The organism is Nonomuraea sp. NPDC049504 (genome assembly GCF_040676845.1).
Taxonomy (GTDB): domain Bacteria; phylum Actinomycetota; class Actinomycetes; order Streptosporangiales; family Streptosporangiaceae; genus Nonomuraea; species Nonomuraea salmonea.
In genome coordinates this window covers 553,337-576,255 of sequence record NZ_JBFAPT010000001.1, presented here as the reverse complement: position 1 = coordinate 576,255, position 22,919 = coordinate 553,337, and the positions used below count along the sequence as shown (strand labels likewise).

General features: G+C 71.6%; 18 protein-coding genes and 1 pseudogene. 12 read left to right on the top strand and 7 right to left on the bottom strand.

Annotated elements, in window-relative coordinates:
• Positions 1 to 197: 197 nt before the first annotated feature.
• Positions 198 to 2,390 carry a thiamine pyrophosphate-dependent enzyme gene (locus AB0K28_RS02595; RefSeq protein WP_364364209.1) on the top strand — a complete coding sequence of 731 codons (2,193 nt, stop codon included), beginning with the start codon at positions 198 to 200 and terminating at the stop codon, positions 2,388 to 2,390.
• Here the strand turns inward: AB0K28_RS02595 and AB0K28_RS02590 are convergent.
• Positions 2,379 to 3,929: a protein kinase gene (locus AB0K28_RS02590; protein ID WP_364364206.1), complete on the bottom strand. Its 1,551-nt coding sequence runs from the start codon at positions 3,927 to 3,929 to the stop codon at positions 2,379 to 2,381. The two genes, AB0K28_RS02595 and AB0K28_RS02590, sit on opposite strands and share 12 nt — an antisense overlap.
• A 46-nt stretch (positions 3,930 to 3,975) precedes the next feature.
• Entirely contained in the window at positions 3,976 to 4,674 is a 699-nt protein-coding gene (locus AB0K28_RS02585) for a M50 family metallopeptidase (RefSeq protein WP_364364203.1), read from the bottom strand.
• A gap of 121 nt (positions 4,675 to 4,795) precedes the next feature.
• Here AB0K28_RS02585 and AB0K28_RS02580 point away from each other — a divergent pair, with 121 nt between their 5' ends.
• The 7 genes from AB0K28_RS02580 to AB0K28_RS02550 all read left to right on the top strand — a co-directional run bounded on the left by AB0K28_RS02580 (position 4,796) and on the right by AB0K28_RS02550 (position 11,140).
• Entirely contained in the window at positions 4,796 to 5,659 is an 864-nt protein-coding gene (locus tag AB0K28_RS02580; protein WP_364364200.1) for an LLM class F420-dependent oxidoreductase, read from the top strand.
• Positions 5,656 to 6,537: an amidohydrolase family protein gene (locus AB0K28_RS02575; protein ID WP_364364197.1), complete on the top strand. Its 882-nt coding sequence runs from the start codon at positions 5,656 to 5,658 to the stop codon at positions 6,535 to 6,537. The genes AB0K28_RS02580 and AB0K28_RS02575 overlap by 4 nt, the downstream gene beginning before the upstream one ends.
• 7 nt (positions 6,538 to 6,544) lie before the next feature.
• On the top strand, positions 6,545 to 7,018 hold the full coding sequence (locus tag AB0K28_RS02570) for a nuclear transport factor 2 family protein (protein ID WP_364364194.1): 474 nt from the start codon (positions 6,545 to 6,547) through the stop codon (positions 7,016 to 7,018).
• Between the two features lie 23 nt (positions 7,019 to 7,041).
• A complete protein-coding gene (locus AB0K28_RS02565; protein WP_364364192.1) occupies positions 7,042 to 8,160 on the top strand; it encodes a magnesium and cobalt transport protein CorA in 1,119 nt (372 codons plus the stop codon).
• A gap of 132 nt (positions 8,161 to 8,292) precedes the next feature.
• Positions 8,293 to 8,520 carry a hypothetical protein gene (locus AB0K28_RS02560; protein WP_364364189.1) on the top strand — a complete coding sequence of 76 codons (228 nt, stop codon included), beginning with the start codon at positions 8,293 to 8,295 and terminating at the stop codon, positions 8,518 to 8,520.
• Positions 8,517 to 10,583, top strand: a complete 2,067-nt coding sequence (locus tag AB0K28_RS02555; RefSeq protein ID WP_364364186.1) for a hypothetical protein — start codon at positions 8,517 to 8,519, stop codon at positions 10,581 to 10,583. The genes AB0K28_RS02560 and AB0K28_RS02555 overlap by 4 nt, the downstream gene beginning before the upstream one ends.
• Positions 10,580 to 11,140, top strand: coding sequence for a hypothetical protein (locus AB0K28_RS02550; RefSeq protein WP_364364183.1), 561 nt, complete (start codon positions 10,580 to 10,582; stop codon positions 11,138 to 11,140). The genes AB0K28_RS02555 and AB0K28_RS02550 overlap by 4 nt, the downstream gene beginning before the upstream one ends.
• On the opposite strand, the pseudogene AB0K28_RS02545 reads toward AB0K28_RS02550, so the two are convergent.
• Together AB0K28_RS02545 and AB0K28_RS02540 are read right to left on the bottom strand one after the other, a co-directional pair.
• Positions 11,111 to 11,392: pseudogene (locus AB0K28_RS02545) on the bottom strand (crosslink repair DNA glycosylase YcaQ family protein); the annotation flags it as partial. The gene AB0K28_RS02550 and the pseudogene AB0K28_RS02545 sit on opposite strands and share 30 nt — an antisense overlap.
• Before the next feature lie 70 nt (positions 11,393 to 11,462).
• A complete protein-coding gene (locus AB0K28_RS02540) occupies positions 11,463 to 12,554 on the bottom strand; it encodes a MoxR family ATPase (RefSeq protein ID WP_364364180.1) in 1,092 nt (363 codons plus the stop codon).
• Positions 12,555 to 12,792: 238 nt separating this feature from the next.
• On the opposite strand from AB0K28_RS02540, the gene AB0K28_RS02535 reads away from it, so the two are divergent.
• From AB0K28_RS02535 to AB0K28_RS02525, 3 genes are read left to right on the top strand one after another with little or no spacing between them, the layout of a single operon-like run.
• Entirely contained in the window at positions 12,793 to 13,995 is a 1,203-nt protein-coding gene (locus tag AB0K28_RS02535) for a hypothetical protein (protein WP_364364177.1), read from the top strand.
• The gene (locus AB0K28_RS02530; RefSeq protein ID WP_364364174.1) at positions 13,988 to 15,217 is read left to right on the top strand and encodes a hypothetical protein; all 1,230 of its coding nucleotides are present in this window, start codon (positions 13,988 to 13,990) and stop codon (positions 15,215 to 15,217) included. The genes AB0K28_RS02535 and AB0K28_RS02530 overlap by 8 nt, the downstream gene beginning before the upstream one ends.
• A gap of 57 nt (positions 15,218 to 15,274) precedes the next feature.
• Entirely contained in the window at positions 15,275 to 18,592 is a 3,318-nt protein-coding gene (locus AB0K28_RS02525; protein ID WP_364364171.1) for a chromosome partitioning protein ParA, read from the top strand.
• Positions 18,593 to 18,596: 4 nt separating this feature from the next.
• Here the strand turns inward: AB0K28_RS02525 and AB0K28_RS02520 are convergent, their stop codons facing one another.
• Together AB0K28_RS02520 and AB0K28_RS02515 are read right to left on the bottom strand one after the other, a co-directional pair.
• Positions 18,597 to 19,937: a citrate synthase gene (locus AB0K28_RS02520; protein ID WP_364364168.1), complete on the bottom strand. Its 1,341-nt coding sequence runs from the start codon at positions 19,935 to 19,937 to the stop codon at positions 18,597 to 18,599.
• 51 nt (positions 19,938 to 19,988) lie between these two features.
• Positions 19,989 to 21,275: an MFS transporter gene (locus AB0K28_RS02515; protein WP_364364165.1), complete on the bottom strand. Its 1,287-nt coding sequence runs from the start codon at positions 21,273 to 21,275 to the stop codon at positions 19,989 to 19,991.
• Between the two features lie 99 nt (positions 21,276 to 21,374).
• Here AB0K28_RS02515 and AB0K28_RS02510 point away from each other — a divergent pair, with 99 nt between their 5' ends.
• Positions 21,375 to 22,010 carry an HAD family hydrolase gene (locus AB0K28_RS02510; protein ID WP_364364162.1) on the top strand — a complete coding sequence of 212 codons (636 nt, stop codon included), beginning with the start codon at positions 21,375 to 21,377 and terminating at the stop codon, positions 22,008 to 22,010.
• Positions 22,011 to 22,019: 9 nt separating this feature from the next.
• Here the strand turns inward: AB0K28_RS02510 and AB0K28_RS02505 are convergent, their stop codons facing one another.
• Positions 22,020 to 22,904 (bottom strand): NAD(P)-dependent oxidoreductase, encoded by an 885-nt coding sequence (locus tag AB0K28_RS02505; protein WP_364364159.1) that lies wholly within the window; start codon positions 22,902 to 22,904, stop codon positions 22,020 to 22,022.
• Between the last annotated feature and the right edge of the window lie 15 nt (positions 22,905 to 22,919).

Here is a 22,919-nt window from a genome sequence, read left to right as displayed (position 1 = left end):
TTCAACGCGGCATTGAGGGTGCCACGCGTGTCCTCCTAGTAGACGTGGCTCTCGCCGTGAAGGTTGGGAATTCTGACAAACAGTTATCTCAGTGGGTCAATCGGACCGGTCCACAACATCTCCCCCGCGTCCGGCAGACGTCAGCGCCGATCAAAGACATAATCGGGGGTGTGGCGCGCGACACAGTTGAGACTCATTTGATCCAGGCCGTTGCGACGCTGGAGGCGGGTCCCCCGCGAGATCCGGGGCTCCCGATCCGCGACGGCACGTCCCTGACCGGCGCCCAGTGCAGGACGCTCTACCGGCGGCAGCTCGACAGCCGGCTGCTCGACATCGCGGCCAGGTGGCTGCGCGAGCGGGACGAGGGCCACTACACGATCGGCTCGGCCGGTCACGAGGGCAACGCGGCGGTGGCCGCCGCCCTGCGTCCCGACGACCCCGCGCTGCTCCACTACCGCTCGGGCGCGTTCTACCTGACCCGGTCCGAGCAGGCGGGCAGACTGCCCGAGCAGGGCATCCGCGACGTGCTCATGGGGCTGACGGCCGCGGCGGACGAGCCCATCGCGGGCGGGCGGCACAAGGTGTTCGGCCATCCCGACCTGGCCGTCATCCCCCAGACCTCCACGATCGCCAGCCATCTGCCGCGGGCCGCGGGGGTGGCGTTCGCGATCGAGCGGGCGCGGGCGCTGGGCGTGCCGTCCGCCTGGCCCGACGACGCCATCGCGGTGTGCAGCTTCGGCGACGCCTCGATCAACCACGCCAGCGCCCTGTCCGGCTTCAACACCGCCGCCTACGCCGCCTACCAGGGGCTGGGCATGCCGATCCTGTTCGTCTGCGAGGACAACGGCATCGGCATCAGCGTGCGCACCCCCAAGGGCTGGGTGGAGACCGCGGCGCGGCGGCCCGGCATCGAGTACTTCGCCGCCGACGGGTGCGACCTGGCCGAGGCGTACGACGTGGCCGTCAGGGCCGCCGAGCACGTACGCGAGCACCGCTCCCCCGCGTTCCTGCACCTGCGCACGGTGCGGCTGATGGGCCACGCCGGGTCCGACGTCGAGTCGGCCTACCGCACGCAGCGCGAGATCAGGGCCGACCTCGAGCACGACCCGCTGCTGCGCACGGCGGCGCTGCTGGTCGAGGCGGGGCTTGAGACGCCGGACGGGCTGCTCAAGTCGTACGAGCTGGCCCGCGAACACGTGCTGCTGATCGCCCAGGAGACGGCGCGCAGCCCGCGGCTCAGCTCGGCCAAGGAGGTCATGGAGCCCATCGCGCCGCGCAAGCCCGAGCTGATCGCCAAGATCAGCCCCATGGCGGCCTCGCCCGCGGTGCGGGAGAAGGCGTTCGCCGGGTCGCTGCCGGAGAACGACAAGGCGATGACGCTCTCGCAGTCCATCAACCGCACGCTCGCCGACGCGCTGGCCGTCTATCCGGAGCTGACCGTGTTCGGCGAGGACGTCGGCAAGAAGGGCGGCGTCTACGGCGTGACCAGGGGGCTGCAGAAGCGGTTCGGGGCCGGCCGGGTCTTCGACACGATGCTCGACGAGCAGGCCATCCTGGGTCTCGCGCTCGGGCAGGGCGTGTCGCGGCTCCTGCCCGTACCCGAGATCCAATATCTCGCCTACCTGCACAACGCGCTCGACCAGATTCGTGGCGAGGCGGCGACGCTGTCGTTCTTCTCGCGCGGCGCCTACACCAACCCGATGGTGGTGCGGGTGGCCGGTTACGCCTACCAGAAGGGGTTCGGCGGGCACTTCCACAACGACAACGCGGTGGCCGCGCTGCGCGACATCCCCGGGCTGGTCATCGCCTCGCCGGCGCGGCCCGACGACGCCTCCGCGATGCTGCGCACGTGCCTGGCGGCGGCCCGTACGGCCGGGTCGGTGTGCGTGTTCCTGGAGCCGATCGCGCTGTATCACACCCGCGACCTGTTCGAGGACGGCGACGGCGGCTGGCTGGCCCCCTACGCGCCGCCCGCGCGCTGGGCCGAGACGCACGTCCCGATCGGGCGGGCCCGCTCCTACGGCGACGGGCGCGACCTGACGATCGTCACGTTCGGCAACGGGGTGCGGATGAGCCTGCGCGCCGCGGTGCGCCTCACCCAGGAGGGGTACGGCTGCCGCGTGCTCGACCTGCGCTGGCTCGCGCCGCTGCCGCTCGACGACCTGCTGCGGGCGGCCGAGCTGACCGGCAACGTGCTGATCGCCGACGAGACCCGCCACTCCGGCGGCGTCTCCGAGGGCATCGTGGCCGAGCTGCTCGACGCCGGCTACACCGGGAAGGTCGCGCGGGTGACGTCGTCCGACAGCTTCATCCCGCTCGGGCGGGCGGCCGATCACGTGCTGCTGTCGGAGGAGGAGATCGAGCAGGCCGCGCGCAAGCTACTCGGCTGAGCGGGCCACCGCTCCCCTGATGCAGTACGGCTTCGACCAGGCGACCGTCGACTTCTCAGAGATCTGCAGCGGCACCCCGACCAGGAAGCAGTAGCCGCTCTTCGGGTCCAGGCCGCTGATCTTCGCCGAGGTGACGCCCTGGCCGAGCGCGGTGATGGGCTGCTTGCCCTGCTCGACCGGGGAGCGCTGGATGACCACCGGGTAGCCGCGGGCCGCGGCGGGGAGCGTCCACTTCAGCTCGATCAGCGCGCCCTGGTCGGCGGTCAGCTTGACCTGGCGGGGGGCGTACGCGGATGCGTCCCGCCCGCCTGGGTCCCGCCCGCCTGGGTCCCGGCGCTCGGTGGCCGTTGCCGTCGGGCTTGTGGTGGCCGGTGTCTCCAGTTGCGGCAGGAAGACGGCCAGGGCGGTGCCGCCCGCCGCCACGACCGCCACGGCGCCCGCGATGAGGAGGACGTTGCGGGCGCGGGTGTTGCCCGAGGGCCGCGTCGGTAAGCTCGGCGGGCCGCTCATGGCGGGCTGGGCCGGGGGGAGGTGCCGGCCCGTGGCGGGGAACGCGTTACCGCCGGCCGGGCCCGAGACGCTGCCGCCCATCGAATGGTGGCCCGTCGTGGGTGGTGCGTGGTGGCCCGTCGCGGGGGAGGCGGGGCCGGTCGTGGTGGGGTGAGCCGGCCGGGGCGGGGTGGCGTCGGAGCCGATGAGGTCGGTGACCGGCAGGCCCAGCTCCGCCTGTACGGCCTGCAGGTGCCGGGCGAGCTCGCGCGCCGACCCGTACCTGGCCTCCGGCTGCTTGGCCATCGCTCGCAGCACCGGCGCGAGCACCGCGGGCGGCAGGTCGGCGCGGTTGATCGGCGGCGGCTCGGCGCTCAGCACCCGGTACATCAGCGGCGCGATCGACGGGTCGGCCGGGTTGTGGAAGGCGGGCTGACCGGCGAGCAGGTGGTAGAGAGTGGAGCCGAGCGAGTAGACGTCGGTGGCGGCCGAGTGGGGCCGGCCGGTGAGCACCTCGGGGGCGGCGTGCAGCGGGGTGAACGCCTGCGAGGTGGCCGAGATCTCCGCCGCGTCGACGACCCTGGCCACGCCGAAGTCGGCGATGGCCGGCTCGCCGTAGCGGGAGATGAGGATGTTCTGCGGCTTGATGTCGCCGTGCAGCACCCCGGCCTCGTGGACGGCGGCCAGCGCCCCGGCCAGCTTCACCCCGGCGCGCAGCACGTCGGGGACCGGCAGCGGCCCCTCGTTGCGTACGCGGTCGCGCAGCGAGCCGTGCTCGAAGAAGTCCATCGCGATGTACGGCTTGCCCGACCCTGTCATGCCGGTGTCGAAGACGGTGACGACGTTGGGATGGCCGGTGAGGCGGCCGGTGAGCTGCAGCTCGCGCTGGAACCTGCGCATCGTCCGCTGGTCGACCCGGTCGACGGACAGCACCTTCAGCGCCACGACCCGGTCGAGGCGCTCCTGGTGGGCGCGGTACACGACGGCGAATCCGCCCTGGCCCACCTGATCGAGTACCCGGTAGCCGGGTGCGTCCTCGACTGGCAGCACTCCACTCTCCCCCTGTTGCTGTGGAGTTTAGTGGGAAATAAGGGGATCAGAGCGGGTTCATCAGGTACGCACCGAACACCATGGAGACCAGCGCCACCAGCAGGAAGAAGAACACGTAGAAGCCGCCGGGCAGGATCGTCAGCCGGGCGAGCTGGTCGGCGTCGGAGTCTCTGGCCTGCCTGCGTCGCCGCTTGTGCTGCAGCTCGATGATCGGCCGGATGCCGCCGAAGAGCAGGAACCAGGCGGCGACCAGGGCCACGACCTGCTGGACCTCGGCGGGGGCGTACATGATCAGGGCGAAGACGGCGCCGCCGGTGACGAGGAGGATGAGGGCGCCGTACACGTTGCGGATCAGCAGCAGCATGCAGACCAGGAGCAGCAGCACGCCCCAGATCAGCAGCGTGATGTGGCCCTGCTCGGTCAGCCACGCGGCGCCGAGCCCGAGCAGCGGCGGCGCGACATAACCGGCCATCGCGGTCAGCACCATGCCGGGCCCGGTCGGCCTGCCCCTGGTCAGCGTCACGCCAGAAGTGTCGGAGTGCAGCCGGATGCCTTCGAGCTTGCGCCGGGTGAGCAGCGCCATGACGGCGTGACCGCCTTCGTGGGCGATCGTGATGAGCCCCCGGGAGACCTGCCAGGGCATGCGGAAACCGACGATCACGAGCGCGGCGAGCGCCGAGACCCCCACGACCCAGGGGTCGGGGGCAGGCTGAACCGCGATCAGGTGGGCCCAGAACTTGTCCATCGAGGACAAACCCTAATCGCTCCGGCCTGTCCGCGGCGCCCGTACGGGGGCGGCGATCCAGGAGATGCGGGCGGCGCGATAATGAACCGGAGATACCTCCGATTCACGACGGGATCAGCCCATGGAACTCGGACTGCACATTCAGCACTTCACCTGGCCCGGCGGCGCCGAGCGGATCGGGCCCGAGCTGGCCGGGATCGCGCGTACGGCGGAGGACGCGGGCGTCGCCCGGCTGACCGTCATGGACCACGTCTGGCAGATCGACTCGGTGGGGCCCGCCGAGCAGGACATGCCCGAGCCGTACACGACGCTCGGTTTCCTGGCCGCCGCGACGCGGCGGGTCCAGCTGCACACGCTGGTCACCGGCACCGTCTACCGGGAGCCAGGCCTGCTCGCCAAGACCGTGACCACGCTCGACGTGCTCTCCGGCGGGCGCGCCTGGCTCGGCATCGGCGCCGCCTGGTACGAGGCGGAGGCGCGCGGGCTCGGCCTGCCGTTCCCGCCGCTCGCCGAACGCTTCGAGCGGCTGGAGGAGACGCTACAGATCTGCCTGCAGATGTGGAGCGGCCGGGACGAGCCGTACGAAGGACGGCACTACCGGCTCGAACGCACACTCAACGCGCCCCAGAGCATCGGCAGGCCGCACCCGAAGATCATGATCGGCGGGTCGGGCGAGAAGAAGACGCTGCCCCTGGTCGCCAAGTACGCCGACGCCTGCAACCTCTTCGGCGGCCCCGAGGTCACCCGCAAGCTCGACGTGCTGCGCGAGCACTGCGAGCGCGAGGGCCGCGACTACGACGCGATCGAGAAGACGACCGTGCTGGCCATCGGGCCGGACGACGACGCGGGACGCGTGCTGGAGCAGCTGCGCGGCATGCACGAGCTCGGCTTCACCGCCGTCTACGTGACCGTCCGCGACGGCGACCAGCGCAAGGCGATCGACCTGCTGGGCGGAGAGGTGATCCCGGAGGTCTCGGGCTGGTGACGGGCGTGGTTTCCGACGTCGATGTGCCCGGATGGTTGCGGCGGCTGGGGCTGCCGGGGCTGATCGACCTGCACGTACACTTCCTGCCCGAACGCATGGAACGCCGGGTGTGGCACCACTTCAACCACGGCGGGCCACTGATGGGCGGAGGATGGCGCATCGCATACGAGTGGCCGGTCGACAAGCGGGTCGAACGGCTGCGCGAGCTGGGCGTACGGACGTTCCCCGCGCTGGCGTACGCCCACAAGCCGGACATGGCAGCCGACCTGAACGCGTGGACCCTCGGCTTCGCCCGGCGCACCCCCGGCTGTCTGCCCTCCGCGACCTTCTACCCCGAGCCGGGCGTGGAGGCGTACGTGCGGCGGGCGCTCGACGACGGCACCCGGATCTTCAAGGTGCATCTGCAGGTGGGCGGGTTCGACCCGCGGGTGCCCGAGCTGGACGACGTGTGGGGGCTGCTGGCCGAGTCGGGGGTGCCGGTCGTGGTGCACGCGAGCTCGGTGCCCGTACCGGGCGGGCACGTCGGGGTGGCGCCCATCGCGGAGGTGCTGCGCCGCCATCCGGCGCTGCGGGCCGTCATCGCGCACCTCGGCATGCCCGAGTACGACCCGTTCTTCGACCTGGCCGCCCGCTACGAACGCGTCGCCCTGGACACCACCATGGCCTTCACCGACTTCAGCCAGGAGCGGATGCCGTTCCCCGAACGGCTGCGGCCCGCGCTGCTTGATCTCGGTCTGGCGGGGAAGGTGGTGCTGGGCACGGACTTCCCCACCATCCCGTACCCCTACGCGCACCAGCTCGACGCGCTGGCCCGCCTCGGGCTGGGGGACTCCTGGTTGCGGGCCGTGTGCTGGGACAACGGTGCGGCCATGATCTGATAGAGGGGTGAACGATCGGCACGTGGCGCTCATCAGCGCTTTCTACGACGCTCTGGGCCGCGCGGACTTCGCGGCCATGGAGCGCTGTTACCACCCCGCGGTCAGTTTCGGCGACCCCATCTTCCAGGAGGTCGAGGGGCGCGACAGGGTGATGAGGATGTGGCGGCTGCAGCTCGGCGTACGCGACGGGCTGAAGTCGGAATACCGCGATGTGACGGCCGACGACTTCACCGGCACCGCCCACTGGACGGCCACCTACGCCTTCTCCAGCACGGGCCGCCAGGTCGTCAACGAGATCGACGCGCTGTTCAGGTTCGAGGACGGCCTGATCGTCCGCCACCACGACGACTTCGACTTCAGACGCTGGTCGAAGATGGCTCTGGGCCGGCCGCACGGGCTGCTGTTCGGCTGGACGCCCATGTGGCGCAAGACCATCAGAGACCGCGCGACACAGCAGCTCGACGAGCTCGGCTCGTCCTAGTTCTTCCTGTTGGGGAGGTGCCCATGGCCAAGGTGAAGGGGCTCAGGCGCGGCGGTGACGTACGCGAGCAAGCGCCCGAACACTCGATGGACCCGCGCGCCGTGGAGGAGCCTCCCTACCGCCCGACCGTCATCGACAACGCCCTCTACTGCGACGGCGAGCGGGTCGACAACCCCGGCTCGCTCGCCGACGCCTTCGAACGCCTCAAGCAGACCCCCGACGCCATGGCCTGGATCGGGCTCTACCGGCCGAAGGAATGGGAGCTGGTCAAGCTCGGCGAGGAGTTCGAGCTGCACGAGCTGGCGCTGGAGGACGCCATCGTCGGCTCCCAGCGCCCCAAGGCCGACCGCTACGGCGACACCCTCTTCGTCGTGCTGCGCGCCGCCCGCTACCTCGACGACGTGGAGGAGGTCGCGTTCGGCGAGCTGCACGTCTTCGTCGGCCCCAACTTCGTGATCACCGTACGCCACGCCGAGGCCCCCGACCTGCAAGGCGTGCGCAGGCGCATGGAGTCCGACCCCGACCTGCTGCGCCAGGGCCCGCAGGCCGTCCTGTACGCCATCCTCGACGCCGTCGTCGACGGTTACGCCCCGGTCGTGGCCGGGCTGCAGAAGGACATCGAGGAGATCGAGGTCCAGGTCTTCAGCGGCGACCCGTCGGTGTCGCGGCGCGTCTACGAGCTGTCGGGCGAGGTGATCGAGTTCCAGCGGGCCACCGCGCCACTGGTCGGCATGATCCACGGCTTCATCGCCGGGGCGCGCAAATACGGGGTCACCGACGAGCTGCAGAGCTACCTGCGCGACGTCGCCGACCACGCCATCACGGTGACCGAGCGCATCTCGTCCTTCCGCCAGATGCTGCAGAACATCCTCGTCGTCAACTCCACGCTGGTCACCCAGGCGCAGAACGCGGAGATGGCGCGGATGACGGAGGCCAGCATCCGGCAGGGCGAGGAGGTCAAGAAGATCTCGGCGTGGGCGGCCATTCTCTTCGCGCCCACGTTGGTGGGGACCATTTACGGGATGAATTTCGACTTCATGCCGGAAACGCACTGGGTCTTCGGTTATCCGTTCGCCATCGTCCTGATGGGAGCGGTCTGCCTGATCCTCTACACCGTCTTCAAGCGGAGGGACTGGCTCTGACGGGCGAGCCATTCCCAGGCGATTTTTCCCGACATATCATCATCCATTCCATCGCCCTTTTCCGGGCTTGATGATTTCCGCCCTGACCTGCTTTTATGATGCCTTCGACCCCGCCACTACAGATCGGCGACGATGGCGACGCAGGAACACATCAACACCGCCCGGCGGCAGCTGGAGCATTTGCGCGACCACCACCAGGACGACGTGCTCGCACTCGCCCGCCTGGTCGAGGCCGGCGCGCTCAAGGGCCCCGCAGGCGACCGGCTGGCCGCCGACCTCCGCTCCTGGGACCACGCCGTCAAAGACCTCTTCACCCGCGCCCTGTCCCTCCTGGACACCCTCACCCCGGACGCCCGGTGACCCCGCAGGTAGGCATCGACCCGGCCCTGATGACCCAGCTCATCAACGGCATGCGACGAACCGCCCGAACCCTCCCGGAAGTGGCCGTCCACATCGAACGCAACCTGTCCGCCCTGGGCCTCCACGTATGGGGCCCTTCCCACCTCCACACAGTGGCCCGCCGCCTGGCCGACCAGCTCCCCGCCCTGCAGGGCCGCCTGGACCTCATCCTCGCCACCCCCGACCGCACCCTCGGCAAGGACGGCCTCCTCTGGGCCGACGAATCCGCCTGGCTCTCCAAGTCCCCCGCCGAAGGCACCACCAACGCCCAGCTTCTCGCCACCCGCCTCCGCACCGAGCTCACCGCCCACGCTCTCACCCCGGAAACAGTCGCCGCCCTGGAACGCCACAAAAACGACCCGTACTTCGCCCTGGCCTTCACCCAGGTGATCGGCCCCGCCGAGCTCAGATCCCTGATCGCCCGCGCCTACGGGGCGGGCCTCCCACCCTCAGAACGCCCCCTCCAGTACGACGTGGCAACCCAGGACCGCCTCACCACCATCCTCAGCACCCTGCTGGCCACGGCCTCCCGAGGCGCCGGCCGCCTCACCCTCCCACCGGACTACACCGACCTCCTGACCGCCGACCTCCACCTCCCAGAGAACGCCTTCGCCCTCAAGCGTCTCCTCCAGGACGGCACCTTCGACCACACCTTCCTCCTCACGTTGATCCGCAAGCTCTACGACCTGGACGTGGCCCACCCGCCGGACCTCTCACTCCCCCGCGACACGTGGACGACCCCCGGCCCCCGCGACACCACCCCCGGCGACCTCAGCCCGATGGGCACCGCCCTGGCCGCCCTCGCCCACCACCCCGCCGTAGCCCAGGACTTCTTCACCGACCCGGCCCGCCGCCCCCTGGCATATCTGATGCGCACCCACCCCTGGCACGGCACCGCCGGAACAGACCTCGCCTGGGCCATCGAATCCGCCACCACGGAATTCTGCGACCACGACCTCCCACCCGCCGAAAGCCGCGGCTACAAATCCGCCCTGATCGCCTCCTGGGCCCTGCACTTCTGGAGCGACCCGAAGGTCCAGAAGAACCTGCCTGAATCCCGCCTCCATGTCGGCAGAATTCTCGCGGCGTACATCGGCGACATTCATCGGGATACGAAGTCCTTCAGCGACAAATCGCCGGGCGTGGTGATGAGCTCCGATCCGGACAAGAACCTGCCGGGCGCCGAGCCGTACGGAGCCAAACTCAACTCGGAAGAGCTGAGAAACCTGATGAGGTGGACTTTCGACGACGACAGCGCTTTCGAGACCGTTGTCGCAGCGCATGGAGAGTACTCCAGCAGGATGCTGGACGACGTGGCAAGAAGGATCGCTCAGGAAGTCGACAACGCGTGTGCGGCATGGCTCAGATCCCACCCTGGTGCCACGCGGAAGGAGTTCGACGCCATGCGGCAGGAGCTCCTGGAAGAGCACATGAGCCGGAGCGGTGGCGGCGAATTCGCGCACGCGGCGCGCTCCCTCGCCGTGACGACCTGGGTGATCGCCGATTCCGCTCACATCTCCCGAATCGAAGAGGCCAAAGAGCATGATGCACGGCTCGCCGCTTTCAAGAAGATGGCCGAGACCGTGGTCGAGTTCGTCGCAGGTCCCTCCGAGCAGGTCGTGGGACTCATTTCGGCGGCTGCCGAAAACTCCGTCTTCAGGGGCGACAATACGAGCCGGGAGGAGACGGCGCGTAAGGAAGCCGACACGGCGCTGGGCGTGACCAAGCACATGTTCGGCGACCTGACGGCCGCCGCGATGATGCGTCACGGCCTTTTCGGAGACGCCGCGCCGCCCGCTCGGACGCACCCTTACCACCACAAGGACTTCTCCCCGGGCGCGGACGGGCACTTCCTGGTCGACGGCAGGATCAGGGCCTGGGCGGACATGAACCGAGCCCAGCGCGAGGCGTATGAGGAATGGCTGGCCGTCAACGCGGTCGGCCGGGTCTACAGCCGGCCGAGTGAAGCCATCGCGGTGGGCTTCAAGGAGTCGGAGAGCAACTACTCAGGACACGGGCCATGAATGCACGGAGTGCGGCGATCATCGTCATGCTGGCTCTGGCGTCGGCCTGTTCCGGTGTTTCCCCTCCGCCGCGCGACCATCGCCCCTTGGGCGACGTGATGGCCGCGCCGCGCGAGTGCGACCTGATCTCCACCGATGCGATCAGGATCGCCACCGGCTTCCGCGATTATGTCGCGTTGGGCACCAAGTTGGGCCAGGGGCGGTTCGGGTCGTGCTCAGTGAGCGAAGATGCCGGCGATCTGGGGCTCGTGATCGAAGTCTTCGACCCTTCCCCTCACGACGCCGAGGATTTGGAGAGGACCAGACAGGGCGTGCATGGGCAGGATCTTCCAGCCGGATTGAGCCCGGGATTCGCGGCACGACGGGCAGGCCCCGGGGGGAAGAACATCGCTTTCGTTTATGGGTGGACATCCGATCACCAGCGCCTGCTCAGCGTGAAGATAACGGAAGGTGCTGCCGGGCGGGATTCGGTGGCGGATGCGGTGGAGTTTTTTCGGCAGCTTAGGCCGGTTCTGTTGGACGAGCGGTCAGGTGAGGAAGCGGTGGATGTCGGTTAGCTCGGGGGTGGTGAGCGAGGGTGGGAGGGTGTCGGAGGAATCTAGCTCGGCTTTTGTGCCGGTGCGTTTCCAGGTGCCGCGGATCAGGCTGTTCATCAGGACTGCGGGCCGGAGGATGCCGCCGCCCGGGTAGATGTGGTGGGTGTGTTCCTCGGCGAGGATCGGGGTGCGGGTGGGCCAGGCCAGGAGGTACTCGTCGAAGGCGGGGATCAGGCGGACGAACGGGTCCGTGGCGGGTGGCTTCGGCGACGGCGGGGTGAGGTGCCAGGCGGGCGGTGCAGCAGCTGGGCCTCGGCGCTTCTCGGCATGCCGGGCGTCGCTCTCAGGCGGCCTGGGGGACGGGCATGGTGGTCAGCAGTTCCGTCAGGGCGGTGGCCGCCGTGAAGTCGCGGAGTTCGGCTTCCGGGGTGAGGATGAGGCGGTGGGCGAGGACGGGTACGGCCAGGGCCTTGACGTCCTCGGGCACCACGTAGTGCCGTCCCGCGGCGGCGGCCTTGACGCGGGCGGCCCGCAGCAGGGCGAGGCTGCCGCGCGGGCTGGCGCCGAGACTGAGGTGCGGGCTCGTACGGGTCGCGGCGCACAGCGCGACGATGTAGTCGTAGACGGGGTCGGCCACGTGGATGCGCGAGGCGAAGTCGATCATGCCGGCCACGTCCGACGAGCGCGCCACCACGGGCAGCCGTTCGACCTGCGGCCCGGTGGGCATGCCCTTGAGCACCTCGACCTCGGAGGCGTGGTCGGGGTAGCCGACGGAGATCTTCATCAGGAACCGGTCGAGCTGGGCTTCGGGCAGCGGGTACGTGCCGTCCATGTCGACGGGGTTCTGCGTGGCCACGACGAGGAACGGGCGGGGCACCGGGTGCGGCTCGGCGTCGACGGTGACCCGGCGTTCCTCCATGACCTCCAGGAGCGCGGCCTGCGTCTTCGGTGAGGCGCGGTTGATCTCGTCGGCGAGCACGATGTTGGCGAAGACGGGCCCGTGGTGGAACTCGAACGTCTGCTGCGCCTGGTTGAAGATGGACACGCCGGTGATGTCGCTGGGCAGCAGGTCGGGCGTGAACTGGATGCGCCGCCACTCGGCGTCCACGCTGGCGGCGAGCGAGCGGGCGAGCGTGGTCTTGCCGGTGCCGGGGACGTCCTCGACGAGCAGGTGTCCTTCGGCGAACAGGCAGATCAGGGCCAGCTCGATGGCCTCGTGCTTGCCTCTGATGATGCGTTCGATGTTGCCGGCGAGCAGGTGGAAGCGCTGGGCGAACTGGCCGGCGAGCTGCGCGTTGTGCTGCTGGAGGTGGGCGGAGGGGTCGTGCGGTCCGGTGTGCTGGGGGTGTGCGGCCTGCTGCTGGTACGCCGGCGCGGCGGGCTCGCCGAGGTCCTGGTAGCGGGCGGCGTGGTCCTGGTAGTGGTACTGGGTCAACTGAGTCCCCTTCTCAGCCGGCGCACTCGGAGAGCGGCCCTCAGGGGAGGCGACGGCGAGGACAGCCGGCACACCGCTACACACCCCGATATTTCCGACTGCACACCGTTCGCCCCCGTATTACCGGGGATCACCCTAGCGCTCGGGAATCACTCGCGCGCGCGTACCGGCTGGTAGCGCTGGGATTCGGGGTGCGGGCGTGCGTGGAGTGTCGGTCCGAAGCCGTACCTTAGTGCCCGTGTCCGAACAGCCCCTGACCCTCGACTCCGTGCTCACCGACGAGGCGGTCCTGTCGACCTACCGTCGCATGTTCGCCGCGCTGGCCCGCGACAGCGGGGCGGTGGTCGACGATCCCGCCCTGGTCGACATCGCCGAGACGTTGTTCGCGGCGTTCGCCGAGGCGGGCGAGGAGTGGCTGACGCACGAGCAGATGCGCTTCGCCTGCCGGGCCTACCCGACCGACCAGTTCGACAACCGGCTGCGGGTGCTCAAGGGGCTGGGCGCGATCCGCGAGGTGTTCCCCAAGCCCAACCAGCTCCGCTACCGCGCGTCGTTCACGAGCGTGGTGGGGCTGATGTTCATCAGGCGGATGATGGACGACGGCGGCCAGTCGGAGATGCACAGGCTGCTGGCGCTCGAAGACCTCAACGTCGCCGACCCGCGCACCACGATGGAGGAGGCCAGGCAGAGCGCGCTCAACCTGGCGCGGGCGTTCCGGCTGTGGGCGCTCGAGCTGATCACACTCACCACCGGCACCATCGAGGAGCTGCGCGAGCAGGCACCCAAGCTGTGGGGCACGGAGGAGATCGCGCGGCGGGCGCAGGGCCTGCACGGCACGATCCTGACCCGCTGGCCCGAGCTCGACCGGGTCTGCACCGACCTGCGCGCGTCCATCTACGCCTACAGCGACGCCTCGCGCCGGGCGGCCGGCCGGCTGGCCGACTCGGCGGGCACCACCCGCAACCTCACGCTGCTGCCGACCGAGACATGGCGCACGTTCACGCAGACGGCGCCGAAGGAGCGGCTGGCGGCGGTGCTCGACGGGTTCGTGTTCGACGCGCCCGCACCCTGGCACGACCCGGCCGCGATCGCCCGCGCGGTCGACGAGGCCCCGCGCCCAGCTCCCGCGCAGCCCACTCCCCCGCGCTCCAACCTGCCCGATCCTGGTCCTGACTCCGAGCTCGGCGCCTCGCAGGACGCCGTGCTCGAGCGATTGCGCGAGACGGCCGAGTCGCTGCTCGGCGGGTCGGAGCGGGTGGCGCTGCGCGACGCGCTGAGCTCCGACTGGGTGGCCGCGCGGCGGGTGCTGGCCGACCTGACCACCGTCGACCTGCGGCCCGAACTGCCCTACCGGCTGGTCTGGGCCGACGGGCTCAGCATCGACCCCGATCGCGAGCCGGCCTGGCTGTCCGACGGTCACCTGGAGCGTGTCCATGGCTGAGCATCCCGGGCCCGCCGCCGTCGCTCACGCGCGCGCCCGCGCGGGCGGCCCCGTCAGGCTGGGCGCGGCCGAGCCTGCGCCGCCCGGCATGATGCGGCTGACCAGGGCCGACTCCACCGGCGAAGCGCTGCCGGTGTGGCCGGACGGGGTGACGCCCGCGCTGCTCGACGAGCACCAGGTGCCGCCCGTGGCGGTGGAGCGCTCCGGCGAGACGCGGCGGGTGCTGGCGGCGGTGCTCAAGTGCTGCTGGCACGACCTGTCCGCCGACCCGTGGCCGGGCCGGCCCGCGCCCGTCGACCTGGTGCTCGACACCTACCGCGAGCTGATCGGCCGCACCGACGACCTCATGCGCAACTGGGCGGTGGGTGCGCTGCGGCGGCTGCACGACTCCGCGTGGGTGGTGATGGGCGACGGCGTGGTCACGCTGGGCCCGCGCTGCGCCCTGTGGCCGGTCGAGTCGCACGCGCAGCTGCAGGAGCTCGTACGCAGGCTGCCCGACCCCGCGCGGCCCGAGCTGACCGTGGTGCCCGACGACGACCTCGTGGCCGCCGGTCAGAGCGCCGAGGCCGGCGAGGCGGGCGGCCGGGCGGAGGCGGCGGTGGCCGAGTTCGACGATCTGCTGAGCGGCTACGACGAGCGGCGGCGGGCCGAGCTGGTGGCGGCGTACATGGTGGTCGAGCACGCGGCCGAGCCCGTCCAGGAGGTGCGCTTCGCCGCGCTGCGCGACCCGGCGCTGCGCCACACGCTGGGCGAGATGCTGGCCAGGCGCGGCCGCACACTGATCCAGCACCGCGACCGCTGGACCTCCGGCTACGACGACGCCGTCGCCGCCCGCCTCGGCGCCGAGGGGCCGGCCCGGCTGGGGGTGAGCGAGCGTGCGGTGCTGACGCTCGTGCTCGTGCACTCGGTGGCCATCCCGCGCGCCGAGGGCCTGCTGCCGGAGGACTCCTGGCTGTCGCCGCACCCCACGCCGGCCGACGAGCTGCGCCGCCACACCCAGCTGCCGATCGGCGAGCTGGAGTCGGCGCTGCGGGTGCTGCGGCACGCGGGGCTGATCAGCCAGGTCAAGGCGGGCGAGGAAGCGGGCGGCTACGTGCCGGGGCCGCAGTTCCACCGGCTCACCCCGGCGGCGCGGCGGCGGCTGCAGGAGGAGCTGATCCTCGCGGCCGGTCCCAGCACGCCGCTCGCGGCGGCCGTGCTCGCCAGAAGATCGGCCAGATGAGATCACATGTCAGCGTTGATGAGGGATGGAAGGGTCACGGGGGTTCAGGTGTCGCAGGTGGAGAACGTCGTCGGAGACCGGGTGCTGATCGCCGTGCAGGCGGTCAACATCTCGCGGTTGTCGACCCATCCGGTGCCCACCGTCCCCGGCACGCTGATCGTGGTGGCGGGCGCGGGGCCGAAGGACTCCAACGGGGCGGGCAAGTCGTCGTTCATCGCCTCGATCACGGCGCTGCTCGGCGACGAGCAGTGGCGGTTCGCGTCGGGCGCCAAGGCGGTCTCGGAGCTGCTGTTCAACGCGGAGCTGGCCAGCGGCGCCGGGTCCAGGCAGTGGGCGAGCGCCGACCACGGCTACATCGTGGGCGTCTTCGGGCCGCCCGGCATGGATGGGTTCGCCCCGCCTGCCCCTGAGCCGCAGGAGCCCGCGGCCGACGGCGAGCTGTTCGAGGTGCCCGACACCTCGGGCGGCGCGATGACCGTGTGGCTGCGGGTCAACCAGGAGGCGCCGCACCTGGAGATCCGCTGGCGCGAGGGGGTGCACCTGGCGGCGTCGCCGTCGGAGGCGGAGCGGGTGGCGCGGGCCGACGAGATCTGGGCGTCGCTGCCGCGCTCGGCGGGGCGGCGCGACGTCGTGGCCCGCGACCTCACCAAGGTCCTCTACGGCGACCGGGTCAGGTGCGTGTCGTTCCTGTCCACGTCCGTACGCAGCAAGGTCGCCACCAACCTGCTCTCCCAGCCGCTCAACGAGATCTCGCCCGAGCGGGTCTTCGAGGCCATCGCCGCGCTGACCGGCCTCGACGCCGAGCTCGAGCAGGAGCGCGAGGCGCGCCGCGACGAGCACGCCAAGCGCGTGCGGGCGGCGCAGGCGGCCGACCGGCTGGCCGAGTTCGAGTCGGAGTCGAAGGCGCTGCTGAGCACGTTCGACCGGCGTGACCAGGCGCGCGTCAGATTGGCCGACGCGCTGCGGTGCTGGCGCGGGCGGCAGGCGCGCAAGCTGGCCGACGCCGCCGCGAAGGACGAGGCGCTGGCCGCCGACCTCGAGCGGCACCAGGCGGCCGGTGAGGCGGCGGCCGAGGCGGTCGCCCTGGTCAAGGCGGAGATCTCCACCCTGCGCGAGGACACCCTCGACCGGCAGGTCTCCGAGGCGCGCAAGGAGCTGGCGGCGCTGCAGGCGCGGGCGGGCAAGCTCGACGCCGACCGGGCCGTCGCCGAGAACTCCGCCGACGAGCTGCGCGGGCTCGTCCCCGCGCTGGAGGAGACGCGCCGGTTCGCCGACGGGCGCGACGTGCCGGCGGCCGAGCGTGAGCTGGGCGAGGTGCGGCTGCGGCTCAACGAGGCGCTGAAGGCGCTCGGGGTGGCCGACCAGGAGGTGGCCTCCGCGCAGGCCGCGCTCGACGACGCCGAGGGCGGGCCGGCGGCGGCCCAGCTCGACGCGCTGGCGGCGGCGGGCATCGGCGCGACCGGGCTGCTCGACGCGCTCGACGTGGCCGAGCAGGCCCGCGACGCCAGCCCGTCCGGCGGCAGTCCCCGGAGGGCCGGACGGGGCCCGGGCTCCGGCGACGGGCGCAGGCCCGCCGCAAAGGGGACGGCCGACGCCGGTGACGCGCAGGAGGCCGACGCGGGAAGTACCGCGCGGGCTGCCGGTGCCGGGCAGGCGGCCGACGCCGTGCAAGCGGCCGACGCCGTGCAAGCAGCCAGCGCCGTGCAAGCAGCCAGCGCTGTGCAAGCGGCCGATGCCGCGCGGGCGGCCGACGCCATGCAAGCGGCCAGCGCTGTGCAGGCGGCCGATGCCGCGCGGGCGGCCGGTGTTGTTGAAGGAGCGGCGCTGGGGGCGGCGCTCAAGGCTCGTTACGGGAAGCCGGCCGTGGTCGGTGACCTGCGGGGGTGGCCGCACGAGCACGCCGTGATCGTGGACGCGGGGCAGCTCGACGCCGCCGCCGCTGCCCTGGCCGGCCTGCCCGGGTCGGTGCTGGTGAGCGCGGCGGGGGTGAGCGTCGTCGGGGCGTTCGACGGGGTGGCGACCGGGCGCGAGGCCCGCATCAAGGCCGCCGAGCAGCGGCTCAACCGGGCCAAAGACGTCCAGGAGAGCGCCGCCCAGGCCGTACGCGAGGCCGAGGAGGCGGTCGCCGAGGCGCAGCGGCGGCTCGAAGGGGCCAGGGCCGGGGTGCGGCTGGCCGAGCTGGAGGTCAAGCTGGGCGAGCGGCGGGCCAAGCTGGCCGAGCTCAACGCCGCCATCGAGGAGCTGGCCCCCAAGGTCGCCGAGGCCGAGCGTCAGGCGGGTGCGCTCGACTTCCGCGCCCGTACGCGTGACATGGAGATCGAGCGGATGGAGGGCCGCAGGCACCGGCACGAGAGCGAGCGGGCGCAGGCCCGCGAGCAGGAGTCCAAGGTCACCGCCGAACGCGAGGCGCTCAAGCTCGACGCGCTGGCCGCCGACTGGGGCGGCACGGTCGAGACCGCCCGCGAGTGGCTCGAAGCGCTGTCCGACGACGAGCGGCCGCGCACCGCCGACGAGTGGTGGCGGGCCGCCGAACGCCTCCTCGACCAGGCGCTGCGTGACACGTTCCCGGACGACGACGCGGAGCTGCCCGAGGAGCTGCGCTTCCTGCTGAGCGAGCGGGAGGGCAGCACGGCGCGGGAGCAGGCGACGTTCTCGGCGGTGTGCGGGTCCCTTTCGTCCTACCTGCGGGGCCAGGAGGAGTACGAACGCCACCAGCGCCGCCAGATCGAGGCCCAGCTCGTCACCCGGCAGCGCGACCTGGCCGCGGCGGCTAGGGGCGCTGAGGAGGCCGCCCAGTCCACGGCGGTGCACCGAGCCGCGCTGACGGCCGCGATCAAGGCCCGTCTCACGCGGGTGGCCGAGGAGTTCGACAAGCTCGACACCTCGTACGGCGGTTACGGTGCCACCCTGGAGTTCCCGGTGCCGCCCGCGCCGGCCGACCCCGAGCAGCGCTGGCAGTGGCGGGTCACGCCGAAGTGGCGGCGGGGCGAGGGCCAGGGGTTCGTGCCGTACAACCGGCGGGCCAACACCGCGCTCATGGACGAGAAGGCCGTCAAGCTGGTGTGCGCGGCGGCCATCGCCTCGTCCGGGGGCGGCCACCTGTGCCTGGTGCTCGACGAGCTCGGGCGCAACCTGGGCAAGGAGCACCGGCGGGAGGCCGTCGCGCTGTTCCGGCGGATCGGCGAGACGTACGGGATCACGGTGATCGGGGCGCTGCAGGACGACATGGAGCCGTACGCGATCGACGCCTGCGGCCAGTACATCAAGCTGCGGCGGTCGTCGGACGCCATGCCGTACAACGAGCCGCCGGTCATCGTGGGGCACGACCAGCACGCGGAGCGGGTGCGGGCGCTGGCGGCGTACGTCGAGCGGTGAGCCTTCACCTGGGTGGCGGGCCGGTGTAGGAGGCGCGCAGGCGGAGGAGGGAGCCGCGGCGATACTCCTCCATCGCGTGCGCCAGCCAGCCCGCCGCCCTGGCCACCGCGAAGATCGCCTCGCCGGCGCCGCGGGTCATGCCGCTGACGGTGACGAGGGTGGCGAGGGCGAGGTCCACGTTGGGGTGCGGGAGGCGGCGACGGCGCATCTCGGCCAGTACGGCGTCCAGGGCCGCGATCCGCTCGCCCGCCGGACCGTCGGAGGGCATGACGGCCTTCTTGAGCAGGTCGAGGAGGAGGGTGGCGCGGGCGTCGCCGCTCTTGTAGACGCTGTGGCCGAAGCCGGGGATGCGTTCGCCGCGCCGTAGCCGCTCGCCGATGACGCGTGGTGCCTCGCCCGGGTGGGTGATCTCGGCCAGGAGGCGCTCCGCGGCGTACGAGGCGCCGCCGTGCAGCGGGCCGCTCAGCACGCCGAGGCCGGTCAGGACCACCGCGTACGGGTCGGCCTTGGCGGAGGCGGCGACCCTGGCGGCGAGTGTGGAGGCGGCCAATTCGTGGTCGGCGAGCAGCACCAGGGCGGCCCTGAGCGCGTCGAGCAGGCCGGGGCCGGCGGGGTGCGGGGACAGGCGGGTCCAGAGGCGTTCGGCGATCGTGCCGCCCTGGGTGTCGTCGTCGCGGAGGGGCGGCATCGCGTCCACCATGCCCGCGATCAGGCGGCGGGCCGTGGCGGTGACCGAGGCGGGGTCGAGCTGGTAGCGGAGGGAGTCGGACGCGCCGAGGACCGTGACGATGACCTGGAGGCGGTCGAGCGGCAGGAGGTCGCCGGGCAGGCCGCGCTGGGCGGCGCAGGCGGCCCGCAACCCGTCGCCCGGCTCAAACCGCCACCCGTCCTGACCGATCCCGGGCCCCTGCGGCCCTTCCGGCCCGCCCAGGCTCTCCGACCGCCGCGGCCCGTCCGAAAGCGACCGCCCCAGCCCGGCCGGACGTTGCTGCTTGGGGCGGCGGGGCCGGGCCGGGCGGTGCCAGATGGCGGGGTCGCCGGTCCACAGCCACTCCGCGACCGTCTCGAACGGCGCCGTACCGGCGAGGGCCAGCGCGTCCGCGCCCCGGTAGTAGGGCCGGTCCACGCCGAGCGACGTGACGGCCGACTCGATGACCAGCTCAGGCGGCTGGGCACGGGGCCGGCCGCGGCGGGCGAGGCGTTCGATCTCCTCGGCGGAGAACAGGCTGCGCCGCCCGTCCTCGCTGTGCCGCCGCTGCACGACGCCGCGGCTCACGTACGCGTACAGCGTGGCGGGTTTGACCCCGAGCCGCTCCGACGCCGCGGCCGCGTCGATCCACTCCACCCCGAAGGCCCTTCACGTTGACGACCGTCAACGTTGATTGAAGCACGGCCGTCACAGGGTGCGGTCGCCGGTCTCCGGCAGGGCGAGCAGGCAGAGCAGGCTGAGGACGGCCATCGCGGAGACGTACCCGCCGACGGCCAGCGCGCCGAGCCCGCTCGCCTGCATGCTGGTGGCGACCAGGGGCGGCACCGCGCCGCCGAGCACGCCGCCGAGGCTGTAGGCGACGGACGAGCCGCTGTAGCGGTACTCGGTGTTGAACAGCTCGGGCAGGTAGGCCCCCATCGGCCCGAAGACCAGGCCCATCAGCCCGAGCGCGCCCGCCAGCGCGAGACCGACGAAGAAGATCACCCGGGTCTCCATCAGCGGGAACATCACCACCCCCCACACGATGGCGCCGATCACGCCGGTGATCAGCGTACGGCGGCGGCCCAGCCGGTCGGACACCATGGCCGAGACCACCGTGCCGGCCGCCATGAACACCACACCGATCATCGACAGCGCCAGCATCGTGGTCTTGGAGATCTCGAGGACGTCGGTGCCGTAGGCCAGGCAGTAGGTGGTGGCGGTGTAGAAGAGCGTGTACGCGATGGTCATGGCGCCGGCGCCGAGCAGGACGCGCCGCCACTGGTGCCGCATCAGGCCGGCGAACGGCACCCTGGCGATGCGGCGCTGGTCCATGGCGGCCTGGAAGACGGGCGTCTCGGAGATCTTGAGCCGGACGTACAGGCCCACGATCACCAGCAGCAGGCTCCCCACGAACGGCAGCCGCCATCCCCAGCTCTCGAACTGCCCGTCGCTCAGCGTCTCGCCGAGCACCAGGAACAGCCCGTTGGCCACGATGAACCCGGCCGACGGGCCGAGCTGCGGGAACATGGCGTACAGGCCGCGCTTGCCGGGCGGTGCGTGCTCGGTGGCGAGCAGCGCCGCGCCACCCCATTCGCCGCCGAGGCCGATGCCCTGGGTGAAGCGCAGCAGCACGAGCAGGACGGGCGCGATCACGCCGATGGCGGCGTAGCCGGGCAGCAGGCCGATGGCGACCGTGGACAGCCCCATCACCAGCAGGGACACGACCAGCATGGACTTGCGGCCGATGCGGTCACCCCAGTGCCCGAACACGGCCGAGCCGAGCGGGCGCGAGATGAACGCCACGGCGAACGTCGAGAACGCGGCCAGGCTGCCCGCCACCGGGTCCATCTCGGGGAAGAAGGCGGTGTTGAGCACCAGGGCGGCGGCGGTGCCGTAGATGTAGAAGTCGTAGAACTCGATCGCGGTGCCGATGAGGCTGGCCGCCGCGATCCGGGACCGGCTGGGGGCGTCGGTCTGGGGGGAAACTGTCATGCTGTCTCACTATGCGGACGATCGTCTTGTGAATCGATACGAGGACGCTATCACCTGGGGTGATGTTAAGTTTCACTACGGAACGTTCGCGAAGAAGGAGTGGATTTGGCGGTCGAGCTGGTGATCTTCGACTGTGACGGGGTGCTGGTGGACAGCGAGCCGATCTCCGTACGCGTGGGGCTGGCGGCCCTGCGGCGGCTCGGCCGGGACATGACCGAGGACGAGTACATCGAGCTGTTCGTCGGGCGTACCGGCGACTACTGGGAGCAGTACGTCGGCGCGACCCCGCCCGGGTGGCGCGACCGGTTCACCGCGGAGTACCGCGCCGCGGTCGACGCCGAGCTGCGCGTCGTCGAAGGCATCACCGACGTGCTCGAACGGCTCACGATCCCGTTCTGCGTGGCCTCCAACGGGCGCCACCGTACGATCCGCCACAATCTGCGGCTCACCGGGCTGGCCCATCACTTCGACGGGCGCGTGTTCAGCGCCGAGGACGTCGCCGAGGGCAAGCCCGCGCCCGACCTGTTCCTGCACGCCGCCGCCACCATGGGGGCCGAGCCTGAGGCGTGCGTGGTGGTGGAGGACAGCCCCGTCGGGGTGACGGCGGCGGTCAGCGCGGGCATGCGCTGCCTGGCCTTCGCCGGCGGCATCACGCCGGTCTCCCGGCTGGAGGGCCTGGGCGCGACGCTCTTCCACCACCCCGCCGAACTGCCCGCCCTGATCACCGCCCTCTAGAGACGGGCGTCACCTCTGGCGGGAACGGCCGTTCTCGTCCAGGTAGTCGCGCCACGTCCGCTTGGGGGTCCAGCCCAGCATCCGGTACGCCTTCTCACAGGAGACGCCCGACGAGTCGACCCGGGACAGCGGGCGCAGCTCGATCTTGTCGCCGTGGATCCGGCGCAGCATGGCGGCGAAGTCGTGCCCGCCCGCGTTGTCGGGCGCGGCGATGTAGAGCACCTCGTGCCCCGGCAGGTCGGACTCGACGGCCAGCACGATGGCGTCGGCGAGGTCGTACACGTCGGTGTAGCTCCAGAGCCCGGCCCCGATCTCGCCGGCGTCCCGCACCTGGGGGCCGAGGTTGCGCTCGTAGTTGCCCTCGTGCTGCACCCAGCTCGGCCGCAGCGAGATGCACCTGATGTCGGAGCGGCGCACCGCCGCGTCCATGAGCTGCTCGCCGAAGTGCTTGGACAGCGCGTACGGGTCCTGCGGCCGGGCCGGATGCTCCTCGTCCACCGGCGCGTAGTCCGGCAGGAAGGGCCGCTCGGCGAAGAAGAAGCCGGGGACGGTCTCGCTGGAGATGTTGACGAACCGGGTCACCCCCAGCCGCACCGCCGCCTCGATCAGGTTGAACGTCGCCATCAGGTTGTTGTGGAACACCACGTGCGGCGCGTTGGAGGTGGGGTCGGGGATGGCCGCCGCGTGCACCACGGCGTCGGCCCCGTGCGTGATGGCGTACGCCTGCCCCGCGTCGGTCAGATCGGCCTGCAGATAGCGCGGCTCGCCGGGATCGTGCCGCTCGAAGACGGGACGGGCCAGGTCGGTGGCGGTCACCTCGTGCCCCGCCTCGGCCAGGGCCTTGACGGCGGCCCTGCCCACCTTCCCGTGTGCTCCGGTGACGACGACGCGCATGAGCCGCTCCTCAGA

Excerpts from the sequence above, each read along its gene's own strand:
- AB0K28_RS02560 (WP_364364189.1), top strand. The coding sequence starts at position 8,293 with ATGGCGACGCAGGAACACATCAACACCGCCCGGCGGCAGCTGGAGCAT.
- AB0K28_RS02530 (WP_364364174.1), top strand. The coding sequence starts at position 13,988 with ATGGCTGAGCATCCCGGGCCCGCCGCCGTCGCTCACGCGCGCGCCCGC.
- AB0K28_RS02585 (WP_364364203.1), bottom strand. The coding sequence starts at position 4,674 with ATGGACAAGTTCTGGGCCCACCTGATCGCGGTTCAGCCTGCCCCCGAC.
- AB0K28_RS02515 (WP_364364165.1), bottom strand. The coding sequence starts at position 21,275 with ATGACAGTTTCCCCCCAGACCGACGCCCCCAGCCGGTCCCGGATCGCG.
- AB0K28_RS02550 (WP_364364183.1), top strand. The coding sequence starts at position 10,580 with ATGAATGCACGGAGTGCGGCGATCATCGTCATGCTGGCTCTGGCGTCG.
- AB0K28_RS02565 (WP_364364192.1), top strand. The coding sequence starts at position 7,042 with ATGGCCAAGGTGAAGGGGCTCAGGCGCGGCGGTGACGTACGCGAGCAA.
- AB0K28_RS02580 (WP_364364200.1), top strand. The coding sequence starts at position 4,796 with ATGGAACTCGGACTGCACATTCAGCACTTCACCTGGCCCGGCGGCGCC.
- AB0K28_RS02505 (WP_364364159.1), bottom strand. The coding sequence starts at position 22,904 with ATGCGCGTCGTCGTCACCGGAGCACACGGGAAGGTGGGCAGGGCCGCC.